Here is a 22,542-nt window from a genome sequence, read left to right on the forward strand (position 1 = left end):
CAGATCCTCAAGAGGATCTGCCTTTTATCGTTTAACGTTAATTCGGGCTGTAAGCGAGTATGGCCAAGTCCCGTTGTCCCGATCAGCCGGTCTCCGCCTGGAGTTCATCGGTACCGGGCTCAAAATGGTTTCCCTGCTTTCTCAGCAGGATACGGGAAATGCGCAAATGATCCGTCTCTTCGATAATGAACTCCAACCCGTTCGGCAGCTCGATCCGCTGGTTGCGGGTCGGCGGGATTTCGATCTGCGAGTAGAGCCAGCCGCCAATCGTATCGTAGTCGTCGGTATCGATATCCAGACCGAAGTAGCTGTTCACTTCTTCAATCAGCATCAAGCCGTTAATCGAATGGGTGGAATCGTTAAGGCGTTCGATATCCGGGCGCTCTTCGTCGAATTCGTCCTGTATTTCCCCGACAATCTCCTCCATAATGTCTTCCAGCGTAACCAAACCGCTCGTTCCGCCGTATTCATCGATAAGAATCGCGATTTGCGTTTTCTTCTTCTGCATCAGCTTGAGCAGCGTGCTGATTTGCATCGATTCGGGCACGGTCGTGATCGGCCTCAGAATGGACTTGACGTCCGTAACGCCTTGGGCCGCGTACTTCAGCATGTCTTTGATATGGACGAAACCGACGATGTTATCTTTGTCGCCGTCGCATACCGGATAGCGCGTGTGCATCTCGCGCAGCGCAATCTCTTGGTTCTCCTCGAACGGGAGGTTCGTATATAAGCAGGTCATTTCGGTGCGAGGAATCATAATTTCCCTGGCGTTCGTCTCCGCAAAATCGAATATATTGTCCACGAGGGTGAGTTCCGTATTATCGATGAGACCGGACTTGTGGCTTTCTTTCATAAGAATTCGGATTTCTTCTTCGGTATGGGCCGAGTCATGCTCGCCTGCAGGCTCGATCCCGATAAGCTTCAATATCCTGTTAGCGGTGCCATTGAGAAACCAAATGAACGGATACATGATTTTGTGAAATACGATGAGCGGCAAGGCGGTCCACAACGTAACCTGTTCCGATTTGCGGATCGCTACCGTCTTCGGCGCCAATTCTCCGAGCACGATATGCAATAGCGTGATGACGGAAAACGCAATGATAAACGCGATGGTGTGAATGAGCGCATCTCCGAAATTCAACTTCCGGAGCATCGGTTCAATCGCATCCGCGATCGCGGGCTCCCCGATCCATCCTAGACCGAGCGACGCGAGCGTGATGCCTAATTGACACGCGGACAGATATGCGTCCAGATTCGTCGTGACATTGGATGCAAATCGCGCGCGCTTATTGCCGTCCAATACCAACGTATCGATCCGGCTGCCTCGAACCTTCACCATCGCAAATTCAGCCGCGACGAAAAAGCCGTTCAAAAAGACTAGCACGAAAATCAACATTCCATTCAACCATATGGGTAACGGGTCACTCAAGAAACTCCTGCCAACCGAGTGCCGAACGAAAACCGGCGGTCGGTGACAGGTACACCTCCTTTTGGATAAAAAAATGTAGGTAAGGCCATAATATTAGATTAGACGAATCCAGCCTCCCGCGTCAAACCGCGGGAAGTGCGTCTGCACCGATTTCGGTGCGTATGGTATGTTTATTCGGTAAAGGTCGGCCATTATGCGCCGATAGCGCCCTGATGCTCGCGTTTTTGTCCCCTCGCTGCTACTTTCCGACGCGTTTCGCTTGATTTTGACGGATTTTATCCTCGGTTCCCTGCGCAGTCGCCTTGTAAAACTGCTTGCCGTCCAGCCGGTCCGGCAAATACTGCTGCTTCACGTAATGACCCGGAAAATCATGCGGGTATTGATAGCCCACATGGCCAAGCCGCTGAGCTCCGCTGTAATGAGCGTCGCGCAGATGCAGCGGCACTTCCGCCGTGCCGATCGATTCGATCGCCGTCATGGCGCTCCCGATGGCGAGCGCCGCGGCATTCGATTTGGGACTCTCGACGGCGAACAGGATCGCTTGGGCGATATTATACTTCGCCTCCGGCCAGCCGATCTTGTGGTACGCATCCATCGCCGTCACCGCCTGCACCATCGCTTGCGGATTCGCAAGGCCGATATCTTCGCTGCAGGCGACGATTAGCCGACGCAAGAAGGTCATCGGATCCATGCCCAGCCGCTCGACGGCGTACAAAAACCAGAACAGCGCCGCATCGCTAGAACCACGCACGCTTTTGTGGAAGGCGGAGAGCACGTCGTATTGCGTAGATTCATCCGCTCGAATCGTCGGCTTGCGAATGGATTCTTCGGCGACCGCAAGCGTCACGTGCACCGAGCCGTCCGGCTGAGAAGGCGTCGTGACCGCGGCCAGCTCGATCGCGTTGAGCGCGCGTCGAATATCGCCGCCTGCCATGTTCGCGATATGCGCGAGCGCCTCCTCGTCCACGGTAAGATCCATGAAGCCAAGACCCCGCTGCTTATCCGCGATCGCCCGCTGCATGGCCGTCATGGCATCATGTCTCGTCAACGCCTCAAGCTGAAACAGCGTGGAGCGGGACAAGAGCGCTCCGTTCACATAGTGAAAGGGGTTCTCCGTCGTCGCCCCGATGAAAATGATTATGCCTTGTTCGACGGCCGGCAGCAGCGCATCCTGCCTCGATGCATTGAAGCGGTGCACCTCGTCGAGGAACAAGATCGTCTTGCGATCGTACATTGCCTTGTTCGTGCGCGCGGCCTCGATCACTTCCCGCACGTCTTTGACGGATGCATCGACCGCGTTCAATTTCACGAAGATGCCTTTCGTCCGCTTCGAGATAATATGCGCGAGCGTCGTCTTCCCGCACCCCGGAGGTCCGTACAAAATAACCGAGGATACTTGATCCGCTTCGATTGCGCGCCGAAGCAGCTTCCCCGGCCCCACGATATGTTCTTGCCCGATATAATCTTCGATCGTCTCCGGCCGCATCCGGTCGGCCAGCAGCTTGGCTCGCGGCGCTTCCGTCTCCTCTTGATACGAAAATAAGTCCACTCGTCACACCTGCCCGCGATTATTTTCCATGTTCGTTCAACCTCATTCTATCATCATAGCATACTCGCACAGATGTTCGCCAATGACCGAATAACGGCAAAAAGCCCTTATTTGCCCGGTTCCCGCCTTGAAAGAAGGGACGAGGGTTGTAAGAAAGATTGGTTTTCTCTAGTACTCCCGAAACGATAGGATCGCGACTCAGACAACGAAAAAAGACGCCCGATCGAGCGATTGCTCCGTCTCAGGCGTCTTTGGGTTGCGCGTTGTATATAGGTGGAGCGGTACGAGCCGTTAAATCTCGACGCCGCCTGCGGCAAGCAAATCTTTGACCACTTCGCTGACCATAATCAAGCCGGCCACGGGGGGCACAAAGGCATTACTCGCCGGCGGCTGCTGCGCCTTGCGGATCTCCGGGGCGTTCTCCGGCACGATGCGCTGCGTCACGTCCTCGCGCGGCTTCTTCGGCTGCTCCGTGGAGAAGACGACCTTCACGCCTTTCTTAATACCGTCCTTACGCAGCTTGGTCCGCACGACGCGGGCGATCGGGTCCATCGATGTTTTCGAAATGTCGGCAATCTGGAATTTGGTCGGGTCCATCTTGTTCGCGGCGCCCATGCTGGAGATGATCGGGATCTTCCGCTCGAGACACTGTTTGATGAGATGGATTTTGTACGAAATCGTGTCCGACGCGTCGACCACGAAGTCGAGCGGGTATTCGAACAGCTTCTCGTACGTCTCCTCGGTATAGAACATGCGCAGCGAGATCGCCTCGCAATCCGGATTGATCAGCTTGATCCTCTCGCGCATGAGATCGGCTTTCGGCTGGCCGACCGTCGTCGTGAGCGCGTGAATCTGGCGGTTGATGTTCGTGATGTCGACGACGTCTTTGTCGATCAGAATGATCCGCCCTACGCCCGTGCGCGCCAGCGCTTCTGCGGCGATGGAGCCTACACCCCCGATGCCAAGTACCGCCACGGTGCTCCGCTTCATAATTTCAAGCCCCTCGGGTCCGATCGCAAGCTCCGTCCGGGAAAATTGATGCAGCATATCAAGTGCCTCCTTTGTCGTCTAGTTTCGGTTTCTCCTCTTTCTTATAACGGGAAAAGAGAGCGGCCCGGCCGCTGTTGACTGGCCGAACCGCATCGGAATTTAGGATTGAGCTGTCGGCGCAGCGCCTGCCGCAGCCGGCTCCGCTTGTTTGACCGGCTTCGGCAGCGTGCGGATGTGCAGCTGCTGCAGCTGTGAAATGTCGACTTCCGAAGGCGCATCGGTCAACAGATCGGTCGCGCTTGCCGTTTTCGGGAAGGCGATCGTCTCACGCAGATTCGTGCGGCCGGACATCAGCATGACCAGACGGTCGAAGCCGAACGCGATGCCGCCGTGCGGAGGCGTGCCGTAATCGAACGCATCCAGCAAGAAGCCGAACTTCTCATGCGCTTCTTCCAGGGAGAAGCCAAGCGCCTTGAACATTTTCTCCTGCACGTCGCGCTTGAAGATCCGCATCGAACCGCCGCCTACTTCGTAGCCGTTCAGGACAAGGTCATACGCTTGCGCGCGGATCTGGCCTGGATCGGATTCGAACAGGTGCAGATCGTCTTCGTTCGGACGCGTGAACGGATGGTGCTCAGCGACATAACGTTTCGCCTCTTCGTCCCAGCCGAGAAGCGGGAAGTCGACGACCCAAGCGAATTTGAATGCGGACTCGTCGATCAGGCCGAGCTGCTTGCCGATCTTCAGGCGCAGATTGCCGAGCACGTCGGCGACAACCTTCTTCTTGTCCGCGGAGAACAGGAGCAGGTCGCCTTCCTCGACGCCGAGTTTCTCGGTCAGCGCCGCGATTTCTTCCGGCTTGAAGAATTTCACGATCGGACCGCGCCATTCGCCTTCCTTCACCGTGACCCATGCCAAGCCCTTGCCGCCGTAGCGCGCCGCGAACGGCTGCAGGTCGTCAAGCTCCTTACGGCTCCAGCTCGCGCAGCCCTTCGCGTTCAGCGCCTTCACGACGCCGCCGCTGGCCGCGACGGAAGCGAACACCTTCACTTCGCTTGCGCGCACGATGTCGGTAATGTCCTCCATCTCGAGACCAAAGCGAAGGTCCGGCTTGTCAGAGCCGTATTTGTTCATCGCATCCGCGTACGTAATCCGTTGGAACGGCGTCGGGATTTCCACGTTATTGGTCTCGCGGAACAAACGCACGACGAGCTGTTCCATCAGCTCGAGCAGCTGATCCTGGGACAAGAAGCTGGTCTCGATGTCGACTTGCGTGAACTCCGGCTGACGGTCCGCGCGAAGGTCCTCGTCGCGGAAGCAGCGTGCGATTTGATAGTAACGCTCCAGACCGCTCACCATCAGCAGCTGCTTGAAAATTTGCGGCGATTGCGGCAGCGCGAAGAATTCGCCCGGATGAACCCGGCTTGGCACCAGATAATCGCGCGCGCCTTCCGGCGTGCTCTTCGTCAAGATCGGCGTCTCGACATCGATGAAGCCTTCGCCGTCAAGGAAGTCGCGGAATACTTTGGCCGCTTTCGAGCGCAGCATAAGCGTCTTCTGCATTTCCGGACGACGCAGGTCCAGGTAGCGGTACTTCAGGCGAAGCGACTCGTCGACCTCAACGCCGTCTTCGATCGGGAACGGAGGCGTCTTGGCCGCGTTCATGACTTCGATTTCGGTTACACGCACTTCGATCTCGCCCGTGGCAAGGTTGGCGTTCACCGTCTCGGCGTCGCGCTCGACCACCGTACCGCGAACGGCGAGTACGTATTCATTGCGCGCGCGATCGGCAATGGCCAGCGCATCGCCCGAGAAATCCGGGTTGAACACGATTTGAATAATGCCGGTACGATCGCGCAGATCGATGAAGAGGACTCCGCCAAGGTCGCGGCGGCGCTGCACCCAACCGTTCAAGGTTACCGTTTGGCCCACGTGGGCTTTGGAAAGCGTTCCGCATGCATGCGTTTTGAGCATCATAAAGCTTCGACTCCTTTAGCATTCGTAGAATGGTGTTGCCTATTTCAACAATTCGTCCGCCAATTCGTTGATCGGAACGAAGCGCTGCTGACCTGTGGACATTTCTTTCAGCGCAATCTCGCCGCGCGCGAGCTCGTCGTCGCCGAGTATCGCGGTGAACCGGGCTTGCAGCCGGTCGGCCGATTTCAATTGCGCCTTCATCTTGCGTCCTTGGTAATCGCGTTCCGCTGAGATGCCCCGGGAGCGGAGCGCGTGCAGGATACGCGTCATCTCTTGCTCCGCCGATTCGCCTAGCGCGACCATATAGACGTCGATCGCATGCAGGTTCGGCAGCTCCACCTTCTGGTTCTCGAGCAGCATAACGGTGCGCTCCAAGCCGAGTCCAAGTCCGACGCCCGGCTGGTCCGGTCCGCCGATCTCCGCGACGAGTCCGTTGTAACGGCCGCCGCCGCCGATCGTATCGATCGCGCCGATCCCTTCGCACTTGTATTCGAACGCCGTCAGCGTGTAGTAGTCGAGTCCGCGTACGAGCCTAGAGTTGACTCGGAACGGAATCTCCATCGCCGTCAAATGGCGCTGCAGCGCGTCAAAATGCTTCAGACAGTACTCATCCAGGCTATCCAGAATCGACGGCGCGTCTTCGAAGTGCTTCTGATCGTGCTTGCAATCGAGCACCCGAAGCGGATTTCGGTCGATGCGCGACTGGCAGTCTTTGCACAGCAGCTCGCGTTTCGGATTCAGGAACTCCAGCAGTCTAGCGCGAAAAGCGGCGCGTACTTCCGGCGTGCCGACCGAGTTGATCTCGACCGTCACCCCCGTCAGGCCGACTTCCTTGTAGAACGTATACCCCAGCGCGATCACTTCCGCGTCCAGCGCCGGATCGACCGCGCCGAGCGCCTCGATGCCGAATTGGTGGAACTGGCGGTACCGACCGGCCTGCTGCCGCTCGTACCGGAACATCGGACCGATGTAGTAGAGCTTCGTTAAGTCCGGCTCTCCATACAACTTGTTCTCCACGTACGCCCGCACGGCACCGGCCGTCCCTTCCGGCCTCAGCGTTAAGCTGCGGTCGCCGCGATCGGTGAACGTGTACATTTCCTTCTCGACGATGTCGGTCGTCTCACCTACGCCGCGTTGGAACAACTCGGTCGATTCGAACAGCGGCGTCCGAATTTCCCGGAAGTTGAATCGGCGGCAAATTTCTCTCGCTTTGCTTTCGACGAACTGCCATTTTTCGACCGAACCCGGCAGAAAGTCCTGCGTGCCCGGCGGTTTTTGAAAGCTCATCGCAACCCCTCCTTCTGCTTGGTGAACATCCCGCGATGGGCAGCCAATGACCGCCTCGCTTCGTTCGTATCAAAAAAAGCCCTCGCCCCGTCTGAAGATCAGACAAAGGGACGAGAGCTCGATTGAATCGCTGCTACCGTGGTGCCACCCACATTCCGAACCGACGCGTTACTCGACAGTTCGCTTGAATCGGTTAACGCCCGACTACGCACACCGGCTAATGAGCGCCGCAAACAGCAGCCGTTCACCGATTGTCCTCCGGAAAGTCTGTTCGTTCGCGCACGCTAAGGATTCTTGCAGCCGGGGAATCCCTCTCTGTGTAGTTGACATCGAACGACGCGGTTCCATCACTGGATCGACAATATATAACTCGTATTGTATCGGCGGCCATGCCGCCTGTCAAGGGTTTACATCCGGATCTAACCCGAATCTCTCTCACATTATAGCCTAAGCCGGGACATACTATAACCAAGAAACCGCAATGAATGTCAGCTGAGCCCCTCTGATAGACAGAAAAAAACCTGCAGCATCGCCGCAGGTCCAAAGTATTTGTATTCAAAAAAGGGGGTCGAAATCTATTATAGACAGGTCATGTTAAAGCAACATTGAAAACAAATTACAGGATGGTTACAAAAATTGAAGCGTTTACGCCTAATGCCTGCGCCATCAAAGATGGCTTGCAGCATTTCGCGTTCGCCAATTGGTTTGCGTTCAAAATCGAAGATTTTGCATGCAGCATTTGGCGAGCTTCTTCGAATGATTGGTTTGCGTTCATTCCCCAACGCAAAACAAGCGGACAGCAGCGACGAATGGTTCGCGTTCAAATTCGCCACGCAAACCAATCTTCGAGCTGCCCGCCCGCTTCTACCACGATCCGTTCTCGCCGCGTCTTGGGGCTACGCCCCCGACCGCCCACTCCGAGGCTGCCTCGATGTCTTCCTCAAGCTCGGAGAAAATTAGCGCTTCCCGCCGGTCCGGCTGAAGCAGTCGTCTGCCCGATCGCTCGATGCCTTGTTCTTTTCGAGATTGGTGCATGGCCGCGCGAACCCCTTCCACGTCATGATCGCTGCCGCATGGCAGTCGTACGTGTCTAGTGTTGCCCGATCAACCATTCCTAATCATCTCGCTCGACTATGCCCGGCTATCGACGATTAACGTGACGGGACCGTCGTTGACGAGCGCGACGTCCATCATGGCGCCGAAGCGCCCCGTCGCAACCGTAATGCCCATCGCGCGCAGCATCGCATTGAACGCTTCGTATAGCGGCTCAGCCTGCTCCGGTCGTGCAGCCGCCATGAAATTAGGCCGTTTACCTTTCTTGCAATCGCCATACAAAGTGAATTGCGAGACGGACAATATTGAGCCGCCCGCCTCTTGAACCGATTCGTTCATTTTTCCGTTCTCGTCCTCGAATATGCGAAGGCCCGCGATTTTCTCGGCCATCCACTTTGCATCGGTCTCGGTATCGTCGTGCGTAACGCCGACCAGCAGCAGCAAGCCGCTGTCGATCGCGCCCACGACTTCGCCTGCGACCGTAACGGATGCGGCTTTACTGCGTTGTACAACCACTTTCATCTATCGTCAAACCTCGCTTTGCTCCTACTGCATGATGCGCTGCACGGTATACACGTCTTTAACCCGTTTGATCCGCTCCACGACCGCGTTCAAATGCTCGATGTTGCGAATGAGGATCGTCATATGGATCAAAGCCAGCTTGTTCTTGTCGGAGCGCCCCGTAACAGCGGCAATATTCGTCTTGATTTCGTTCACCGCCTGGAGCACTTCGTTCAGCAAGCCGTTGCGGTTATAGCCGGTAATCTCAATGTCGACGCTGTAATTCGCTTCGACGGACTGCTCCCATTCGACTTCGATAACGCGCGCCGCTTCTTCGCCCTCGGTCTCCGCCTGAATGTTCTGGCAGTCGATCCGATGAACGGAGACGCCGCGACCGCGTGTGATGTAACCGACGATCTCGTCGCCCGGCACCGGATTGCAGCAGCGCGCGAACCGGACGAGCAAATTGTCGACGCCTTTGACCGATACGCCCAAGGTCGGACGCGTCTTGCGCAGCGCGGGCGCCGTCTTGACTTCCCGCTTCTCCGTCGTCAATTCGAGCTGGTTCGCTTCCTCGGCCTCTTTGCGCATCTTCTCCGTCAGCTTGGTCACGATCTGAGCCGCGGTAATGCCGCCAAAGCCGATCGCGGATAACATATCGTCGATATCGTTGAACGTGAATTTGTTCGCCGCTTCCAACAGTTTGTCGTCGGCCATGAACGCCGGGGCTTCCAGTCCGATACGCTTCAGCTCGCGTTCGAGCATTTCGCGGCCCTTCGCCACGTTCTCTTCGCGTTTCTCCTTCTTGAACCACTGCTTGATTTTGCTGCGGGCATGAGAAGATTGCGCGATTTTGATCCAATCCTGGCTCGGCCCGTAGGAATGCTTGGACGTGAGAATCTCGACGATATCGCCGGTCTTCAGCTTATGATCCAGCGGTACGATGCGGCCGTTCACCTTGGCGCCGATCGTCCGGTTGCCGACCTCGGTGTGAATGCGATAAGCGAAATCGAGCGGCACCGAGCCTGCGGGCAGCTCAAACACTTCGCCTTTCGGCGTAAACACGAAGACAAGGTCGGAGAAGAAGTCCATCTTCAGCGATTGGACGAATTCGGAGGCATCGCTTGCTTCGTGCTGCAGCTCGATAATTTCGCGGAACAACGTCATTTTGTCCTCGAAATTGTTGCCCGGCACGACCGCGCCTTCTTTGTACGCCCAATGCGCCGCGATCCCGTATTCGCTCGTCCGATGCATGTCCCAGGTCCGAATCTGCACCTCGGTCGGTTCTCCCGTCGGTCCGATGACCGTCGTATGCAGAGACTGATACATATTCGCCTTCGGCATCGCGATATAATCTTTGAAACGACCCGGCATCGGCTTCCACAGCGTGTGTATGATGCCTAAGGTCGCATAGCAGTCTTTGATATTATCGACGATGATCCGGATCGCCAACAAATCGTAAATCTCGGAAAATTGCTTGTTCCGGTCGTTCATTTTCTTGAAAATGCTGTAGATATGCTTCGGCCGTCCGGAAATATCGCCTTCGATGCCCATTTCCTCGAGCTTCTCCGTTATCCGTCCGATTACGTCGCTGATATACTGCTCGCGTTCGACCCGCTTCTTCTTCATCAAGTTCGCGATCCGGTAATATTGCTGCGGATTCAAATAACGAAGCGCGATATCCTCCATTTCCCACTTGATGGCGGAAATACCGAGGCGATGCGCGATCGGACAGAAGATTTCGAGCGTCTCGTATGCGATGCGGCGCTGCGCTTCTTCAGACTGATATTTAAGCGTTCGCATATTATGAAGCCGGTCGGCCAATTTAATCAAGATCACGCGAATGTCCTGCGCCATGGCCAGGAACATTTTGCGATAGTTCTCGTTCTGCTGCTCTTCCTTGGAACGGAACTGGATTTTCTCCAATTTCGTCAAGCCGTCGACAATCATCGCGACCGTCTCGCCGAAACGTTCCCGTACTTCCGCCAGCGGAACCGTCGTATCTTCGACAACGTCATGCAGCAGCGCGGCAATGATCGACAATACATCCATTTGCATATTAACAAGCACTTCGGCTACGGCAACGGGATGCAAAATATACGGCTCTCCCGATTTGCGAACTTGGCCGTGATGCGCCGCTTCGGCAAATTCGTAAGCCTCTTTAATGCGCGAAATATCCTGTTCCTTCAGATATGTCGACGCCTTTTCAAGTAATTGCTCTATGCCCATGAAACGTCCCTTTCGGATCCTGTCAAACCAACGCCTTCGTCATGCCAGAAAAACGCGGCCGCAGTTCGTATTTCTCCTATTATGCCCTCACAAACCGCATGGCGTCAACTGTAACGGCCCTCGCCGTCGACAAAGCCTGTCATCGACGCGATCCTCATCCTGCAAGGATTGCGAGTCATAACATCGCGACGTTTTCGACATTTTACAGCATCACGTGACATTCCTGTCTTGGTCCGATAAAAGAAGCCGCCCGACCTCAACGGTCGAGCGGCTCCATCGCGCTTATTTTAATAAGTAACGAGCGAGAATGTATCGATGCCTTCCAGCTTATTGCGACCGTCCAGGTACGAAAGCTCGATTAGGAACGCCGAACCGACGACCTCGCCGCCCAATTGGCGAATCAGGTTGATCGTCGTCGCGATCGTCCCGCCCGTCGCGAGCAAGTCGTCGGCGATCAGAACGCGTTGTCCCGGTTTGATCGCATCCTTGTGAATCGCCAGCTTGTCTTTGCCATACTCGAGATCGTAGCTTGCTTCCACCACTTCACCCGGAAGCTTGCCGCTCTTGCGAATCGGCACGAAGCCGACGCCGAGCGCGATGGCGAGCGGAGCGCCGACGATGAAACCGCGTGCTTCCGGTCCCGCGATCAGATCGATGCCCTTGTCCGCCACCGCTTGGCGGAGCGATTCGATAGCCGCTCTATAAACCTCGCCATTGTTCGTCAGCGTCGTAATGTCCTTGAAACGGATGCCTGGCTGCGGGAAATCGGGGATGACGCGAATGTAGTCTTTGAAATTCATGGTACTGACACTCCTTCTTGTTGACTCGAATTAGTTTGATGAATGATGGATGAGGTCTGCTCTCTCCTCGTTGCCAGCCACTCGGCGAATTGCAGGGTTTTAGCGAATCGTATCGCGCCTTGCTCCGCGTCCGCTTGCCGTTTCTTATACGATGGCGCTTCCGCCAAATCCCGCTTCGAAGACGGGGTCAAGAGCCGGGCCATGCCGCCGGCGATCGCGATCAGCTCAAGCTCCTCGAATACGTCGAGCATAAAGCGAATCGTCTCTTCCGGCCAGCCAAGCATAACGGCCAACCGTTCTCTCAAGCCCTCATCGGGGAGATCTCCCATGCGGCGAAGCGTCTGATAAAGTTTCGCAAAATGTTCCCGGCCCGGATGAAACGAACGATTGCCGACTTGAGCGCGATCATTCGTTTTGGGCTGACTATATAAAGCATACACGCTTTCGATCGTAACGCAACCGCGAATTGCTTCTTCGATCGCGGATGACGAAGGAGGCGTACCGAGCAGAACGAGCGCTTCATAGCTTTCCTTCGGCTCAGACGGCCAATCCGCATGGGTTACGAACCGAGTCCGATCACGCAGCGGAGAGCTTGCCGCCGCTTCTTCCGCAGCCGACTTCCACGCCCCTGACGGGACCACTACACACGTAGTATTAGCATGGCCGAATCTTGCCTCCGCCATGAGTTTCTGGAAGCTTTGCATCGGAGACGGCTCCGAACGGTAATCGAACAGCTGCACATGCTCCACGCACAAATCCTGAATCATAAACTGCGCTTTCCGCTGTCCGTTCCATTCGTTCGCGGATAGCTCGCCCACCAGACGAATTCGAGCCCCGTCCGATAAGCGATCTGCCATCGGCCCATGTCCGAACCCGACAGCATCAAGCAGCTTCTTGCTCCCCGCGAGCGCCAGCTTCAGATGTTTGCGGTCTTTGCCCATAACCCGCCGATCGGCAATGACGGCTTCCTCGAGAAGAAGCCGCGGCGAACGATTCTCCACCCCGAAGGGTTCCAGCACCGACAGCTGGTCGAGAATATCAAGCGTCGCCTCTTCGATATGGCAAGTCAAGTCGATCGTCGTCTTCGGCACCCAGTCATCGGGCGTCAACCATTCGTCAGCCAACTGGCTAAGCCGTTCCTCGAATGAATCGAGCTGGTCCCGATGAAGACTCATCCCGGCCGCAGCCTGATGACCGCCGTAATGGTCGAGCAAGTCGTCGCATGCCGTGAGCGCCGCGTGTAGATCGTAACCGTCGATCGAGCGAGCGGAGCCTTTGCACATCCCCGTCTCCGCATCGATGCCAAGCACGAGCGTCGGTTTGTAGTAACGCTCGATGAATTTGGAGGCCACGATGCCGACAACGCCCGCATTCCATCCTTCTCCGGCTAGCACGATCACGCTCGGATCCGATTTCCCCGCTTCGATCGCCGCCCTTCGCTTGGCTTCCCATATCACGTTAGCTTCGGCTACGATATTCTCCACGACCTGCTGGCGTTCCTTGTTCAACACATCGAGCTCGTGGGCAAGTCCCGCCGCGGCCTCCTCGCTGCTTGCCGTCAGCAGATCGACCGCCGCGTTGGCATGCGCCAGTCGCCCTGCTGCGTTGACGCGGGGCGCCATGCCGAAAGCAACGTTCGTCGAGGTCACCTGCGCGGCGTCGATCGACGCCACCTCCATCAGCGCGCGGAATCCAGGCTTGTCCGTCTGCCGCAGCCGATCGATGCCGTGCCTCACCAGCACTCGATTCTCATCGGTCAGCGGCATCAAATCCGCAATCGTGCCCAGCGCGACGACATCGGTCCACTCCATCGGCGGTCGGCCGAGGACCGCTTGCGCCAGCTTGAAAGCGACGCCGACGCCGGCCAGTCCTTTGAAAGGGTATGGACAATCCTCCTGCTTCGGATTAACCAATGCATACGCCTCGGGTAATTTCTCGGGCGGCTCGTGATGGTCCGTGACGACGACATCGATGCCCAGCGAATTCGCGTGCGCGATTTGATGAACGGCGCTAATGCCGGTATCGACCGTGACGATCAGCGTAACGCCCGCTTCGTGCGCGGCATCGATTGCTTTCTCGTTGAGTCCATAGCCCTCCAGCGTCCGGTGCGGGATATAATGGTCAAAATTCAGACCCAGGCAGCGGAATAAATAAATCATGAGCGTCGTCGACGAGACGCCATCCGCATCATAATCGCCATAGATGCGAACGCGTTCTCCATGATCCGCCGCCTGGCGAATGCGGGCGCTTGCCTTGTCCATATCCTTCAGCAAAAATGGATCGTGCAAACATTCTTCCCCGCCGTATAGAAACGTTCGCGCCGTCTCCTCGTCGCCCGCCCCGCGCTGTACAAGCAGCTTTGCAACCAAGGGCGGCAGCTTAAGCACCGAAGCTAGCGCCTCGGCCTGGCGTTCATCTTCCGCGCTCAGCACGGAAAGCTTCCAGCGAGTCTTTGATCGTATCAAAAGACGCATCTTCCTTCCTCGTAAATGCTCCAACAAAAACAAACCGCCGCTGCTATTGCAGCAGCGTCGGCATATGTTCCTGATTCGGATCGTGGTTTGATTTGTAAGGGTAGCCCGGATCGTAAGGTTCGACATGTACGCTTACATCGGTCACATGACCGAAACGTTTCATCAAGAAATATTTGACCCGTTTGGCGACTTCATTGCCTTCGAGCACCGTTATTCTCGGGTTGACGCTAATGACGAGATCGACGACGACGTAATGGCCATGCTCTCTGGCTCGAAGCTCTTCGACCGTCACCACGCCTTCAATCCGTTGAACGGCAGCTTTGAACTCGTGAATGTCTGCCGGTTGTTCTTCGCAATAACTGCTTCTTAACACCGAAGCGGTGGCGATACGATAACTGCTCGAAAACACGATGACGACAATAATCAGCGATGAGGCCGGGTCGAAATAATACAGTACCGGAAGCTTCAGCGGTTCGCCGAGCGCGGCAGCACCGGTGCCGACGAAAGCGGCAAGCGAAGCATACAAATCCATCCGCCGCTCCTTGCCGGAGAAGAATAGCTCCTTCAGCAAGAATGCCGCGATAACCGTGACGACTGCCGGCCAGCCCGGACCTTCGTCGACGCCGTCGGCAATCGATTTGATCGCCGAGATGCCGACCTCAAGACCTACAATCATAAGCATAATCGATACGATGACGCCCGTAAAGGCTTCAATTCGGCCTTTCGCCGATTTGAGCCCCGGATCCGCCGCGCCTTGCCGGCTGCGTCGAAGCGCCGTCAGCGTTACGAAGGCACCCGCCGCGTCCGATGCGCTCCGGCAGGCATCGGCGAGCAGCGCTTTGCTGCCCATCATGCCGACGCCTGCTTTCACGACCGCAATCCCGGCATTGCCGAGCAAGTTCAACCACGCGGCGGATTCCGCTTTCGCATATCGTTCATTCGGTGTCATGAAACCCAATCTCCCCCTGAATTCCCCGGTTCAGCAAGGGGTAAGACGCGATAACGCCATTACGCCATGCTGGCCGCGAACCTGTCCGGCGATCAAGAGGCTGCAGGAGTCTTGGCGGCCGCCTTCGGCTTTTCGCCTTTCTTCAGCAGCAGCCAGAACGGGCTCGCGATGAAAATCGACGAGTATGCGCCGCAGACCAAGCCGAACAAAATCGCCAATGAGAACATTTTAATCGATTCGCTGCCGAAAATAAACAAGCAGGCCGCCGCGACGACCACGGTCATCACGGTATTGATCGATCGGGTCAGCGTTTGCCAGATGCTGTCGTTGACGACTTTGCTCAAATCGTCATGCGTCTTCACCTTTGCGAACCGCATATTCTCGCGGATCCGGTCGAAGATGACGACGGTGTCGTTGATCGAGTAGCCGATGATCGTCAGAATGGCCACGATGAACGGCAGGTTGACCTGCAGACGGAAAATCGAGAACAAGCTGATCACGATAAACGCGTCATGCAGGAGCGCGACGACGGCCGCGATCGCAAACCGCCACTCGAACCGGATGCTGACGTAGATGATGATCCCGATGCTGGCGATCAGTACCGCTTTCAAGGCGTTATACTGCAGTTCGCGAGCCATCTCAACGTCGACGGTATTCACCTCGAAGGAGGCTTCTTTATCGAATTTCTCGGTGAATCCGGCACGCAGAGCCTTTTCCTGGGCATCCGTCAAAATCTCGTCAAACCGCATCGTCACGCGCGTCGCGCTGATGGTAAGGTGCGGGTCATGAAGGCCGCTGTCCTTAATGTACGATTCGATCTCTTCCTTCTTCGCGCTCAGATCCGATTTGACGACGACATCGACATTCGAACCCGCGCTGAAATCAACGCCGTAATTCAGCCCCATCGCCGCGAGCACGATGACCCCGAGGATGGTGATCGCGATGGAGAAGATAAAGAAATACTTGCTCTTCTCGACGAAGCTAAACGAGCGGTTATTCTCGCCAAAGTAATTAAAGCGCACGGATTTCACTCTCCTTCACGCCAAGTAACGACGGCTTCTTAATAATGTTGCTGCGAATAAGGAGAGAAAGAATGAAACGCGAGAAGAAGACGTTCGTAAGTATACTGACGACCTCTGTCAAAAGCAGCACGACCGCGAACCCTTTGACCGCGCCCGTACCGATGAAGAACATGACGAGCGCCGCGATAATGGTCGTGACGTGCGCATCGATGATCGTCAAGAACGAACGCTTCGATCCGGCGCGGTGAGCGGACAGAATGCTCTTGCCGCTGCGAATCTCTTCCTTGATCCGCTCTGCCATGATGATGTTCGCGTCAACCGCCATCCCGATCCCCAGAATAAACGCGGCAATGCCCGGCAAAGTCAGCGTCGCGTTTATCAGCTTGAAACCTAGAAGCAGCAGCCAGATGAACGAAATAATGGTAAAGCTCGCTACTAGCCCTGGAATGCGGTAGAACACGATCATGAAGATCAAGATCAACACGGTCCCGAGCCCGCCGGCGAAGAGCGTTTGTTGCAAAGACAGCTTGCCAAGCGAAGCGCCTACGCTTTGCGTATATTTCTCCGTCAGCTTGAGCGGCAGCGCGCCCAGGTTAATTTTATCAGCCAAATCCTTCGCTTCTTCGCGTGTGAAGTTGCCCGTAATGACAGCCTCGTCGCTGTTAATCGATTGCGATACGGCTGGAGCGGAGATTTCTTCCTCGTCCATAAAGATCGCCAACTGGTTCGTACCCGCCGGCAGCGCCGCGATCGCTTTGGTTACCTCGCCGAATTTGGAGGAGCTTTTCAGCTTGATCGTAATTTCGTAGCCGCCGAGCGTCGTCATCCGATAGCCCGCGCCGCCTTCCACGAAATCCGTGCCCGTCAGTTCGGTTTTGCAGTAGCCTGTCCCTTCCGCGCATCCCACCATGCTGCGAAACGTAAGGGTAGAGGGCGTTTTCAAAATTTCCCGCACGTGTGCCTCGTCGGTGACGCCCGCGATTCGGACGCGAATACGGTTTGCGCCCTCCGGCGTAATTTCCGGCTCTGCGACGCCGGTCTTGTTCGCGCGGCGTTCGAGACTTTTGGCCGTCTCGCGCAAGGAATCCTGCGTCACTTCCCCGCCTTCGTTCAGCGGCTGCGCTTCGTACAGGATTTCGAAGCCGCCCTTCAGATCGAGGCCAAGGTTCACCTGTTTGACGAGCCATGGGCTTGTCGCCGCTACCACGCCAAGCGTAAGCACGACGGTAAGCACTAATGCTAGCAGACGGTTCATAATGCCTGTGTTCCCCCTCTAAATGTAGTGAATCGTCCGGCTTTGCCGCACGATTCTGACCGCGATTGCTAACAGACGCGCATTTTCGACATGCGTCTGCCGCCGCCATTTCATCATTTATTATAGCCCTGCAGGAAAATCGAGTCAAAAAAAGAGCCCCACGTTCAAAAATGGGTCCCCTTGTATGCGCTTATGGTCAAAAAATTCATGAATTTGGTCACCTTGAGCGATAGGATATCGTTCACGACCTGATGCATGGCCGGCTCGCCGGTCTTCGCATATTTATCGCTGATGCATTCCCAAATCTCTTTCCCCGTCACGTGCTCATAGCCGATCATTCGAAACTCCGCCGCTTTGCTCTCGCATAGCGATTCGATGGAATCAATCCATTCCTCTTCCGTCATTGGAATGCCCCCCTGCCTTTTGCCTCTTGTCTGATCATTTCGTCAACGATCCAACATATTCCTGCCATTTTCGCGAAAAGCCTACAGCGCAATTTTCGAAGCATGGAACCGGACATCCCCCGCATAGCTTAGAACACATGGACATGTTCGCAAAGCGAGGGAATCGATGTGACGAAGCAAACATTTATCAAGGGCGCGCTTATTCTCCTGGTGGCCGGCGTGTTGAACCGCATACTCGGCTTTGTGCCGCGCATAGCCTTGCCCCGGATTATCGGCGCGGAGGGCGTCGGGCTTTACCAGCTCGTATATCCGTTCCTGATCGTGATGCTGACGGTCATTACGGGCGGTATCCCGCTTGCCGTCGCCAAGTGGATCGCTGAGGCGGAATCCAAAGGGGACGCTCGCCGCGTCAAGCAAATCTTCCGTGCGGCGATGGCGCTCTCCGTCTTGCTCGCGCTCGGCTTGACCGTCGTATTCGCGCTGCTCATTCCTTGGATATCCACCAACCTGATGACCGATTCCCGCGTATATCGCACACTGCAGGTTACTACCCCGCTGCTCTTGATCATCGGGATTGGTTCCGTGTACCGGGGCTATTTCCAAGGCAAGCAGAACATGATCCCGACCGCGGTCTCGCAGACGGTCGAGACGATCATTCGTATCATCGGTTCCCTGTTGTTCGCCAGTTGGCTTCTGCCTTACGGCATCGAGTGGGGAGCAGCAGGGGCTATGCTGGGCGTCGTCGCCGGCGAGATTGCCGCGCTCGCAATTCTGCTGTGGAATTACAAGGACAAAAATAATGGTGCTCAGGACAAGAGCGCTCAGCACCAGCAAGCGGCTAACGAGGCCGAAGCGGGAGGCGTGACGGCGCCCCCGTCCAAAACTGCGCCATCGCCGCGAAAATTGCTTAAACGTCAGCCGATCCTGCGCCGTCTGATCGGATTATCCGTCCCCGTAACGGCAAGCAAATTAATCGGGTCATTCTCTTATTTGTTCGAATCCATCCTGACGGCACGGGCGCTTGCGGCCGCCGGCCTGCTTGCTGCGGAAGCGACGGCGCTCTACGGCGCGCTGCAAGGGATGATCATCCCGATCTTGCTCCTGCCCACCGCGCTCACCTATTCCCTGGCCGTTTCGCTCGTCCCTAACTTGTCAGAGGCTGCCGCCAAAGGCGACCGCTCGACGATTCATAAGCGGCTGCATCAATCGATGCGCTTGTCGCTTGTTACCGGAGCGCCGTTCGTCGTCGTCATGGGACTCTTCGCCGAACCGATCTGCTTGCTGTTATACGACCATGCGGACATCGCGCCGATGCTGAAATGGATGGCGCCGATCGGCCTGTTTATCTATTTGCAGGCACCGCTCCAAGCTGCGCTTCAGGCGCTTGACAAGCCGGGCACCGCGTTAATGAATACCTTGATCGGCGCGATCGTCAAGCTGGTGTTGATCGTCGAACTCGCTTCTCGGCCAGAGCTCGGCATATATGGCGCCCTGATCGCGATTAACGTGAACATTGCCCTGGTAACGCTCCTGCACGGGTTCAGCGTGATGCGAGCGGTCGGCTTCAGAATGAAGATGCTCGATTTCATCAAAGTCGGCACCGCTATGATCATAATGGGGGCGGCGTCGCTGTGGATCATGAACCAACATTTGCTGCCGGCATCCTGGCATAACCTGCTGGTCGCATCGCTCCTGGGAGGACTGCTCTACATCGGACTGATGATCAAAATGGGCATCGTGAACAAGGATGACGTCACGCGTATTCCCGTCTTGGGCAAGTGGCTGCGTCCGCGCAAGCTGTAAAGGCATGTCCTTCGAACACGCCTTCAGCTCTTTTGGTTCCGGTTATGTACGCGGACGCCGCATTGGATCGATGAACAACTTCCCTTTATGATCGATCGTGCACAAGAACACCTGCTTCGCTTCCTGAATCCCCCGCTGCTTGAGCTGCGTATTGAGCCAAAACCGATCCTTGCCGATCATCTGAATGTTGTCCTCGATGATTTTGCCGTCCATGATCAGCGGAACCGGCAGCGACTCGAATCGATAATTTTTCGGAAACGGCTTGGCCAGCGGCGTCTGCGCGATAGCGCCGGGCACGGGTTCACCCGCTTGGTGACCTGTGCCTTTCTTCTTGTCCTTCGGGAAAATGGAGAGCTTGCCGGTCGTCTCCAGCACGGCGAACTCCACGTCCGCCACCGTCGGCAGCTTGTTCTCTCTTAATTGAAGCAGCAAGTCGTCCAGATTGTACCGCTGCTTTCGCATCGCTTCCCGGTTTAATTTGCCGCGCTCGATGAGAATCGTCGGCTTCCCGTCGAACCACAGCCGCAGCTTGCGGCTTTTCAGCGTAATGTAAGCCAGAAACACCTGGACGGCGACGAGCACCGCCATCGGCGTAATCCCGTCGATGAACGGGCGATCCGTATCTTCGATGACGATAACCGCAATCTCTGCAACCATGATGGAGATGACCATGTCGAACACGGACAATTTTCCGATCTCCCGCTTGCCCATCAGTCGGATGACGATAAACACGACAAAGTACATTCCAAAAGTTCGGATTGCGTTGTCCCAAATGTCCAAACTTCAGCGCCTCCTTCGTATTACCGTGCGGCGGCAGGCGAAGCTGATTCTCTTCTATCCGCTGCGTACAGCTATTGTCACCGGAGGGAAATGAGTCAATACGAAATGTACCTTTTCGAATTTATGGGAACATCGGGGCCCTTGTACTATTTGCGGCAGCTTGGCCATATGGTGTACTAACCGCATTCATTCATGGACTTAAGACGAGGAGGAGTTGTACGTATGAAACATGTTGCGAAAGTACGAATTCCATCGCCCATGCTCTCCGGCATCGTGTATGCCGCCGTCTGGCTTGCGCTCGGCGCCCTTGCGCTCTCGCTTCTGCTTCGATTCGGAAACATGGAAGAGAATCAGCTAGGCCTTTATAGCCTGATCGTGCATGGCATAGCCGCGCTCTGCGGCGGTTTCGTGTCGGGTAGAAGGTCCGGCAAGCGCGGATGGTATTATGGAGGCGCTTTAGGGTTTGCTTACGGGGTGCTCGTGCTGCTCGTCGGCTTCCTGGCCACGAACGCCGGGCTGACGCCAAGCACGTTGACGATGATGGGGGTCGCGCTCGGAAGCGGAGCGCTTGGCGGCATTTTCGGCGTGAATACAAGTCAATCATAGGAATTTCCTTCCGGCTGGCCTACATTGTAATCCCCCCCGTCATTTGTGCTATACTAGATCGAGTTGCATCGCTGCAATTTCGGTAAATGTTTAGGGGGATTTCAATACGATGGTTTTGTTTCAAAATATGACCACGGTCACGATTTACACGACCTTGACCGTCATTGTGCTGCTTTGGTATGCCGGAAGGACGAATCCTTTTCGAATCGGAGGACTATTCCTTCGCGAGCTCGCGACCTCTCGCTCCTATTTGATCCATTTCGTCGCGCTGCTGGCCATTTTGTTCCTCAATAAAATCGAATTGACCGTCGAGACCAAATACTTTATCAACACGGCCGATTACACGGGGATCTTTCAATCGATTGAAGGCAATTTCGTAAGCAATCTTCAGCATGCGTTCGAAAATCCGATTCTGACCGCCGTCCTTTCTTTCATATACGTCGTGGTCTTCCAGTCGCTGCTTATCACGTCCATCGGCGTCTATACGTACAAGGACTCGACGAAACGGATGTTCTACGCAACCTGTTACGCGATCATGATCAACTATTTGGTCGCCATCCCGTTCTACCTGCTGCTTCCGATCAACGAGGTTTGGTACCACGATCCTAGCGTTCGTTTCCTCATGCTGGACGTGTTTCCATCGTTCGAGACGGAGTATCGTGCGTTATCGGGGCTGAACAACTGCTTCCCGAGCCTGCATACGTCGATCTCGGTGACGCTCGCCGTATTGGCCATGCGCTCCGGAATCAAACGATGGGCGTGGTTTTGCGGCATTATTGCGGCATGCGTCATCTTCGCAATCTTCTACCTCGGCATTCACTGGCTGATCGACATGTGCGGCGGCCTGCTGCTCGGCCTATTCGCCTCCACCGTGGGTTTGCGCTTAAGCAAAGCGACGGTGCGCATGCGGACACGCCGTATCGGCCGAATTGCCGCAGCACGAACGTTAACGAGAGAAGAAGCCAACTGAAGCGTCCATATGCCAAGAGGCCAGCTCCGGATTATCGGGGCTGGCCTTTTTGATCGAGAGCGAAATGTCTTGCTCATTATCATAAAAACCCCGGTGCGGAAGCACCGGGGTTCTTGCACTCTTGCAAAAGCAAGACGATTAAGCTTTCACTTCTTCGACTTTCTCTTCCTTCTTCTCCACCGTTTGCGTCGAGCTTGCGCTCGTCACGTTGTTGATCGCGCTGCGGTCGAACGTAATCTTAGTCGCATCGTTGACGCGAAGGACGACCGTGTCGTCCGTAATTTCGTGAATCGTACCGTGCATGCCGCCGATCGTAACGATCTTGTCGCCCTTCTTCAGCTGGGACAGCATCGATGTGCGTTGTTTCTGTTTGCGCTGCTGCGGGCGAATAAGCAAGAAATAAAAAACCGCGAACATCAGCACGAAAGGTAGAATAGAACCGAGAGCTTCCATGACAAAAATCC

General features: G+C 55.8%; 19 protein-coding genes. 3 read left to right on the forward strand and 16 right to left on the reverse strand.

What is annotated here, in order from left to right; translation table 11 throughout:
* Window positions 1-82: 82 nt before the first annotated feature.
* From ACFSKT_RS18710 to ACFSKT_RS18775, 14 genes are all read right to left on the reverse strand, one after another.
* The gene (locus ACFSKT_RS18710; protein ID WP_377718680.1) at window positions 83-1,396 is read right to left on the reverse strand and encodes a hemolysin family protein; all 1,314 of its coding nucleotides are present in this window, start codon (window positions 1,394-1,396) and stop codon (window positions 83-85) included.
* Window positions 1,397-1,667: 271 nt separating this feature from the next.
* The gene (locus ACFSKT_RS18715; protein WP_377718679.1) at window positions 1,668-2,978 is read right to left on the reverse strand and encodes a replication-associated recombination protein A; all 1,311 of its coding nucleotides are present in this window, start codon (window positions 2,976-2,978) and stop codon (window positions 1,668-1,670) included.
* A 291-nt stretch (window positions 2,979-3,269) separates the two neighbouring features.
* On the reverse strand, window positions 3,270-4,025 hold the full coding sequence (locus tag ACFSKT_RS18720) for a tRNA threonylcarbamoyladenosine dehydratase (RefSeq protein ID WP_377718678.1): 756 nt from the start codon (window positions 4,023-4,025) through the stop codon (window positions 3,270-3,272).
* A 102-nt stretch (window positions 4,026-4,127) separates the two neighbouring features.
* Window positions 4,128-5,945: an aspartate--tRNA ligase gene (gene aspS, locus ACFSKT_RS18725; RefSeq protein ID WP_377718677.1), complete on the reverse strand. Its 1,818-nt coding sequence runs from the start codon at window positions 5,943-5,945 to the stop codon at window positions 4,128-4,130.
* Between the two features lie 39 nt (window positions 5,946-5,984).
* A complete protein-coding gene (hisS, locus tag ACFSKT_RS18730; RefSeq protein ID WP_377718676.1) occupies window positions 5,985-7,232 on the reverse strand; it encodes a histidine--tRNA ligase in 1,248 nt (415 codons plus the stop codon).
* 864 nt (window positions 7,233-8,096) lie between these two features.
* Window positions 8,097-8,267 (reverse strand): hypothetical protein, encoded by a 171-nt coding sequence (locus tag ACFSKT_RS18735; protein WP_187434258.1) that lies wholly within the window; start codon window positions 8,265-8,267, stop codon window positions 8,097-8,099.
* Window positions 8,268-8,363: 96 nt separating this feature from the next.
* Window positions 8,364-8,807, reverse strand: a complete 444-nt coding sequence (dtd, locus tag ACFSKT_RS18740) for a D-aminoacyl-tRNA deacylase (protein ID WP_377718675.1) — start codon at window positions 8,805-8,807, stop codon at window positions 8,364-8,366.
* Window positions 8,808-8,831: 24 nt separating this feature from the next.
* Window positions 8,832-11,015 (reverse strand): RelA/SpoT family protein, encoded by a 2,184-nt coding sequence (locus tag ACFSKT_RS18745; protein WP_377718674.1) that lies wholly within the window; start codon window positions 11,013-11,015, stop codon window positions 8,832-8,834.
* A gap of 287 nt (window positions 11,016-11,302) precedes the next feature.
* On the reverse strand, window positions 11,303-11,815 hold the full coding sequence (locus ACFSKT_RS18750; protein ID WP_377718673.1) for an adenine phosphoribosyltransferase: 513 nt from the start codon (window positions 11,813-11,815) through the stop codon (window positions 11,303-11,305).
* A complete protein-coding gene (gene recJ, locus ACFSKT_RS18755; RefSeq protein ID WP_377776333.1) occupies window positions 11,812-14,289 on the reverse strand; it encodes a single-stranded-DNA-specific exonuclease RecJ in 2,478 nt (825 codons plus the stop codon). The genes ACFSKT_RS18750 and recJ overlap by 4 nt, the downstream gene beginning before the upstream one ends.
* Window positions 14,290-14,332: 43 nt before the next feature.
* Window positions 14,333-15,238 carry a cation diffusion facilitator family transporter gene (locus ACFSKT_RS18760; protein WP_377718671.1) on the reverse strand — a complete coding sequence of 302 codons (906 nt, stop codon included), beginning with the start codon at window positions 15,236-15,238 and terminating at the stop codon, window positions 14,333-14,335.
* 92 nt (window positions 15,239-15,330) lie between these two features.
* Window positions 15,331-16,260 (reverse strand): protein translocase subunit SecF, encoded by a 930-nt coding sequence (gene secF / locus ACFSKT_RS18765; protein WP_377718670.1) that lies wholly within the window; start codon window positions 16,258-16,260, stop codon window positions 15,331-15,333.
* Window positions 16,250-17,515, reverse strand: coding sequence for a protein translocase subunit SecD (secD, locus tag ACFSKT_RS18770; protein ID WP_377718669.1), 1,266 nt, complete (start codon window positions 17,513-17,515; stop codon window positions 16,250-16,252). The genes secF and secD overlap by 11 nt, the downstream gene beginning before the upstream one ends.
* A gap of 164 nt (window positions 17,516-17,679) precedes the next feature.
* Window positions 17,680-17,919 carry a post-transcriptional regulator gene (locus ACFSKT_RS18775; RefSeq protein ID WP_377718668.1) on the reverse strand — a complete coding sequence of 80 codons (240 nt, stop codon included), beginning with the start codon at window positions 17,917-17,919 and terminating at the stop codon, window positions 17,680-17,682.
* 168 nt (window positions 17,920-18,087) lie between these two features.
* Between ACFSKT_RS18775 and ACFSKT_RS18780 the strand changes: the two genes are divergently transcribed.
* The gene (locus tag ACFSKT_RS18780) at window positions 18,088-19,722 is read left to right on the forward strand and encodes a putative polysaccharide biosynthesis protein (RefSeq protein ID WP_377718667.1); all 1,635 of its coding nucleotides are present in this window, start codon (window positions 18,088-18,090) and stop codon (window positions 19,720-19,722) included.
* Between the two features lie 42 nt (window positions 19,723-19,764).
* Here the strand turns inward: ACFSKT_RS18780 and ACFSKT_RS18785 are convergent, their stop codons facing one another.
* Window positions 19,765-20,466, reverse strand: a complete 702-nt coding sequence (locus ACFSKT_RS18785) for a DUF421 domain-containing protein (RefSeq protein WP_417629474.1) — start codon at window positions 20,464-20,466, stop codon at window positions 19,765-19,767.
* Window positions 20,467-20,724: 258 nt separating this feature from the next.
* Here ACFSKT_RS18785 and ACFSKT_RS18790 point away from each other — a divergent pair, with 258 nt between their 5' ends.
* Window positions 20,725-21,108 carry a TIGR04086 family membrane protein gene (locus ACFSKT_RS18790; RefSeq protein ID WP_377718665.1) on the forward strand — a complete coding sequence of 128 codons (384 nt, stop codon included), beginning with the start codon at window positions 20,725-20,727 and terminating at the stop codon, window positions 21,106-21,108.
* 109 nt (window positions 21,109-21,217) lie between these two features.
* The gene (locus ACFSKT_RS18795) at window positions 21,218-22,078 is read left to right on the forward strand and encodes a phosphatase PAP2 family protein (protein WP_377718664.1); all 861 of its coding nucleotides are present in this window, start codon (window positions 21,218-21,220) and stop codon (window positions 22,076-22,078) included.
* A 138-nt stretch (window positions 22,079-22,216) separates the two neighbouring features.
* Here ACFSKT_RS18795 and yajC read toward each other — a convergent pair whose 3' ends face one another.
* A complete protein-coding gene (gene yajC, locus ACFSKT_RS18800) occupies window positions 22,217-22,531 on the reverse strand; it encodes a preprotein translocase subunit YajC (protein ID WP_377718663.1) in 315 nt (104 codons plus the stop codon).
* Window positions 22,532-22,542 lie beyond the last annotated feature (11 nt).

It is taken from the genome of Paenibacillus xanthanilyticus (assembly GCF_042682185.1).
Lineage (GTDB): Bacteria > Bacillota > Bacilli > Paenibacillales > Paenibacillaceae > Paenibacillus_Z > Paenibacillus_Z xanthanilyticus.

Coding starts and splice junctions, on each gene's coding strand:
- secD (WP_377718669.1), bottom strand. CDS start 17,515: ATGAACCGTCTGCTAGCATTAGTGCTTACCGTCGTGCTTACGCTTGGC.
- ACFSKT_RS18710 (WP_377718680.1), bottom strand. CDS start 1,396: ATGTTGATTTTCGTGCTAGTCTTTTTGAACGGCTTTTTCGTCGCGGCT.
- recJ (WP_377776333.1), bottom strand. CDS start 14,289: ATGCGTCTTTTGATACGATCAAAGACTCGCTGGAAGCTTTCCGTGCTG.
- ACFSKT_RS18720 (WP_377718678.1), bottom strand. CDS start 4,025: ATGCTGCATCAATTTTCCCGGACGGAGCTTGCGATCGGACCCGAGGGG.
- hisS (WP_377718676.1), bottom strand. CDS start 7,232: ATGAGCTTTCAAAAACCGCCGGGCACGCAGGACTTTCTGCCGGGTTCG.
- ACFSKT_RS18735 (WP_187434258.1), bottom strand. CDS start 8,267: ATGCACCAATCTCGAAAAGAACAAGGCATCGAGCGATCGGGCAGACGA.
- ACFSKT_RS18750 (WP_377718673.1), bottom strand. CDS start 11,815: ATGAATTTCAAAGACTACATTCGCGTCATCCCCGATTTCCCGCAGCCA.
- ACFSKT_RS18795 (WP_377718664.1), top strand. CDS start 21,218: ATGGTTTTGTTTCAAAATATGACCACGGTCACGATTTACACGACCTTG.
- aspS (WP_377718677.1), bottom strand. CDS start 5,945: ATGATGCTCAAAACGCATGCATGCGGAACGCTTTCCAAAGCCCACGTG.
- dtd (WP_377718675.1), bottom strand. CDS start 8,807: ATGAAAGTGGTTGTACAACGCAGTAAAGCCGCATCCGTTACGGTCGCA.
- ACFSKT_RS18760 (WP_377718671.1), bottom strand. CDS start 15,238: ATGACACCGAATGAACGATATGCGAAAGCGGAATCCGCCGCGTGGTTG.
- ACFSKT_RS18785 (WP_417629474.1), bottom strand. CDS start 20,466: ATGTACTTTGTCGTGTTTATCGTCATCCGACTGATGGGCAAGCGGGAG.
- ACFSKT_RS18775 (WP_377718668.1), bottom strand. CDS start 17,919: ATGACGGAAGAGGAATGGATTGATTCCATCGAATCGCTATGCGAGAGC.
- ACFSKT_RS18745 (WP_377718674.1), bottom strand. CDS start 11,015: ATGGGCATAGAGCAATTACTTGAAAAGGCGTCGACATATCTGAAGGAA.
- yajC (WP_377718663.1), bottom strand. CDS start 22,531: ATGGAAGCTCTCGGTTCTATTCTACCTTTCGTGCTGATGTTCGCGGTT.
- ACFSKT_RS18790 (WP_377718665.1), top strand. CDS start 20,725: ATGAAACATGTTGCGAAAGTACGAATTCCATCGCCCATGCTCTCCGGC.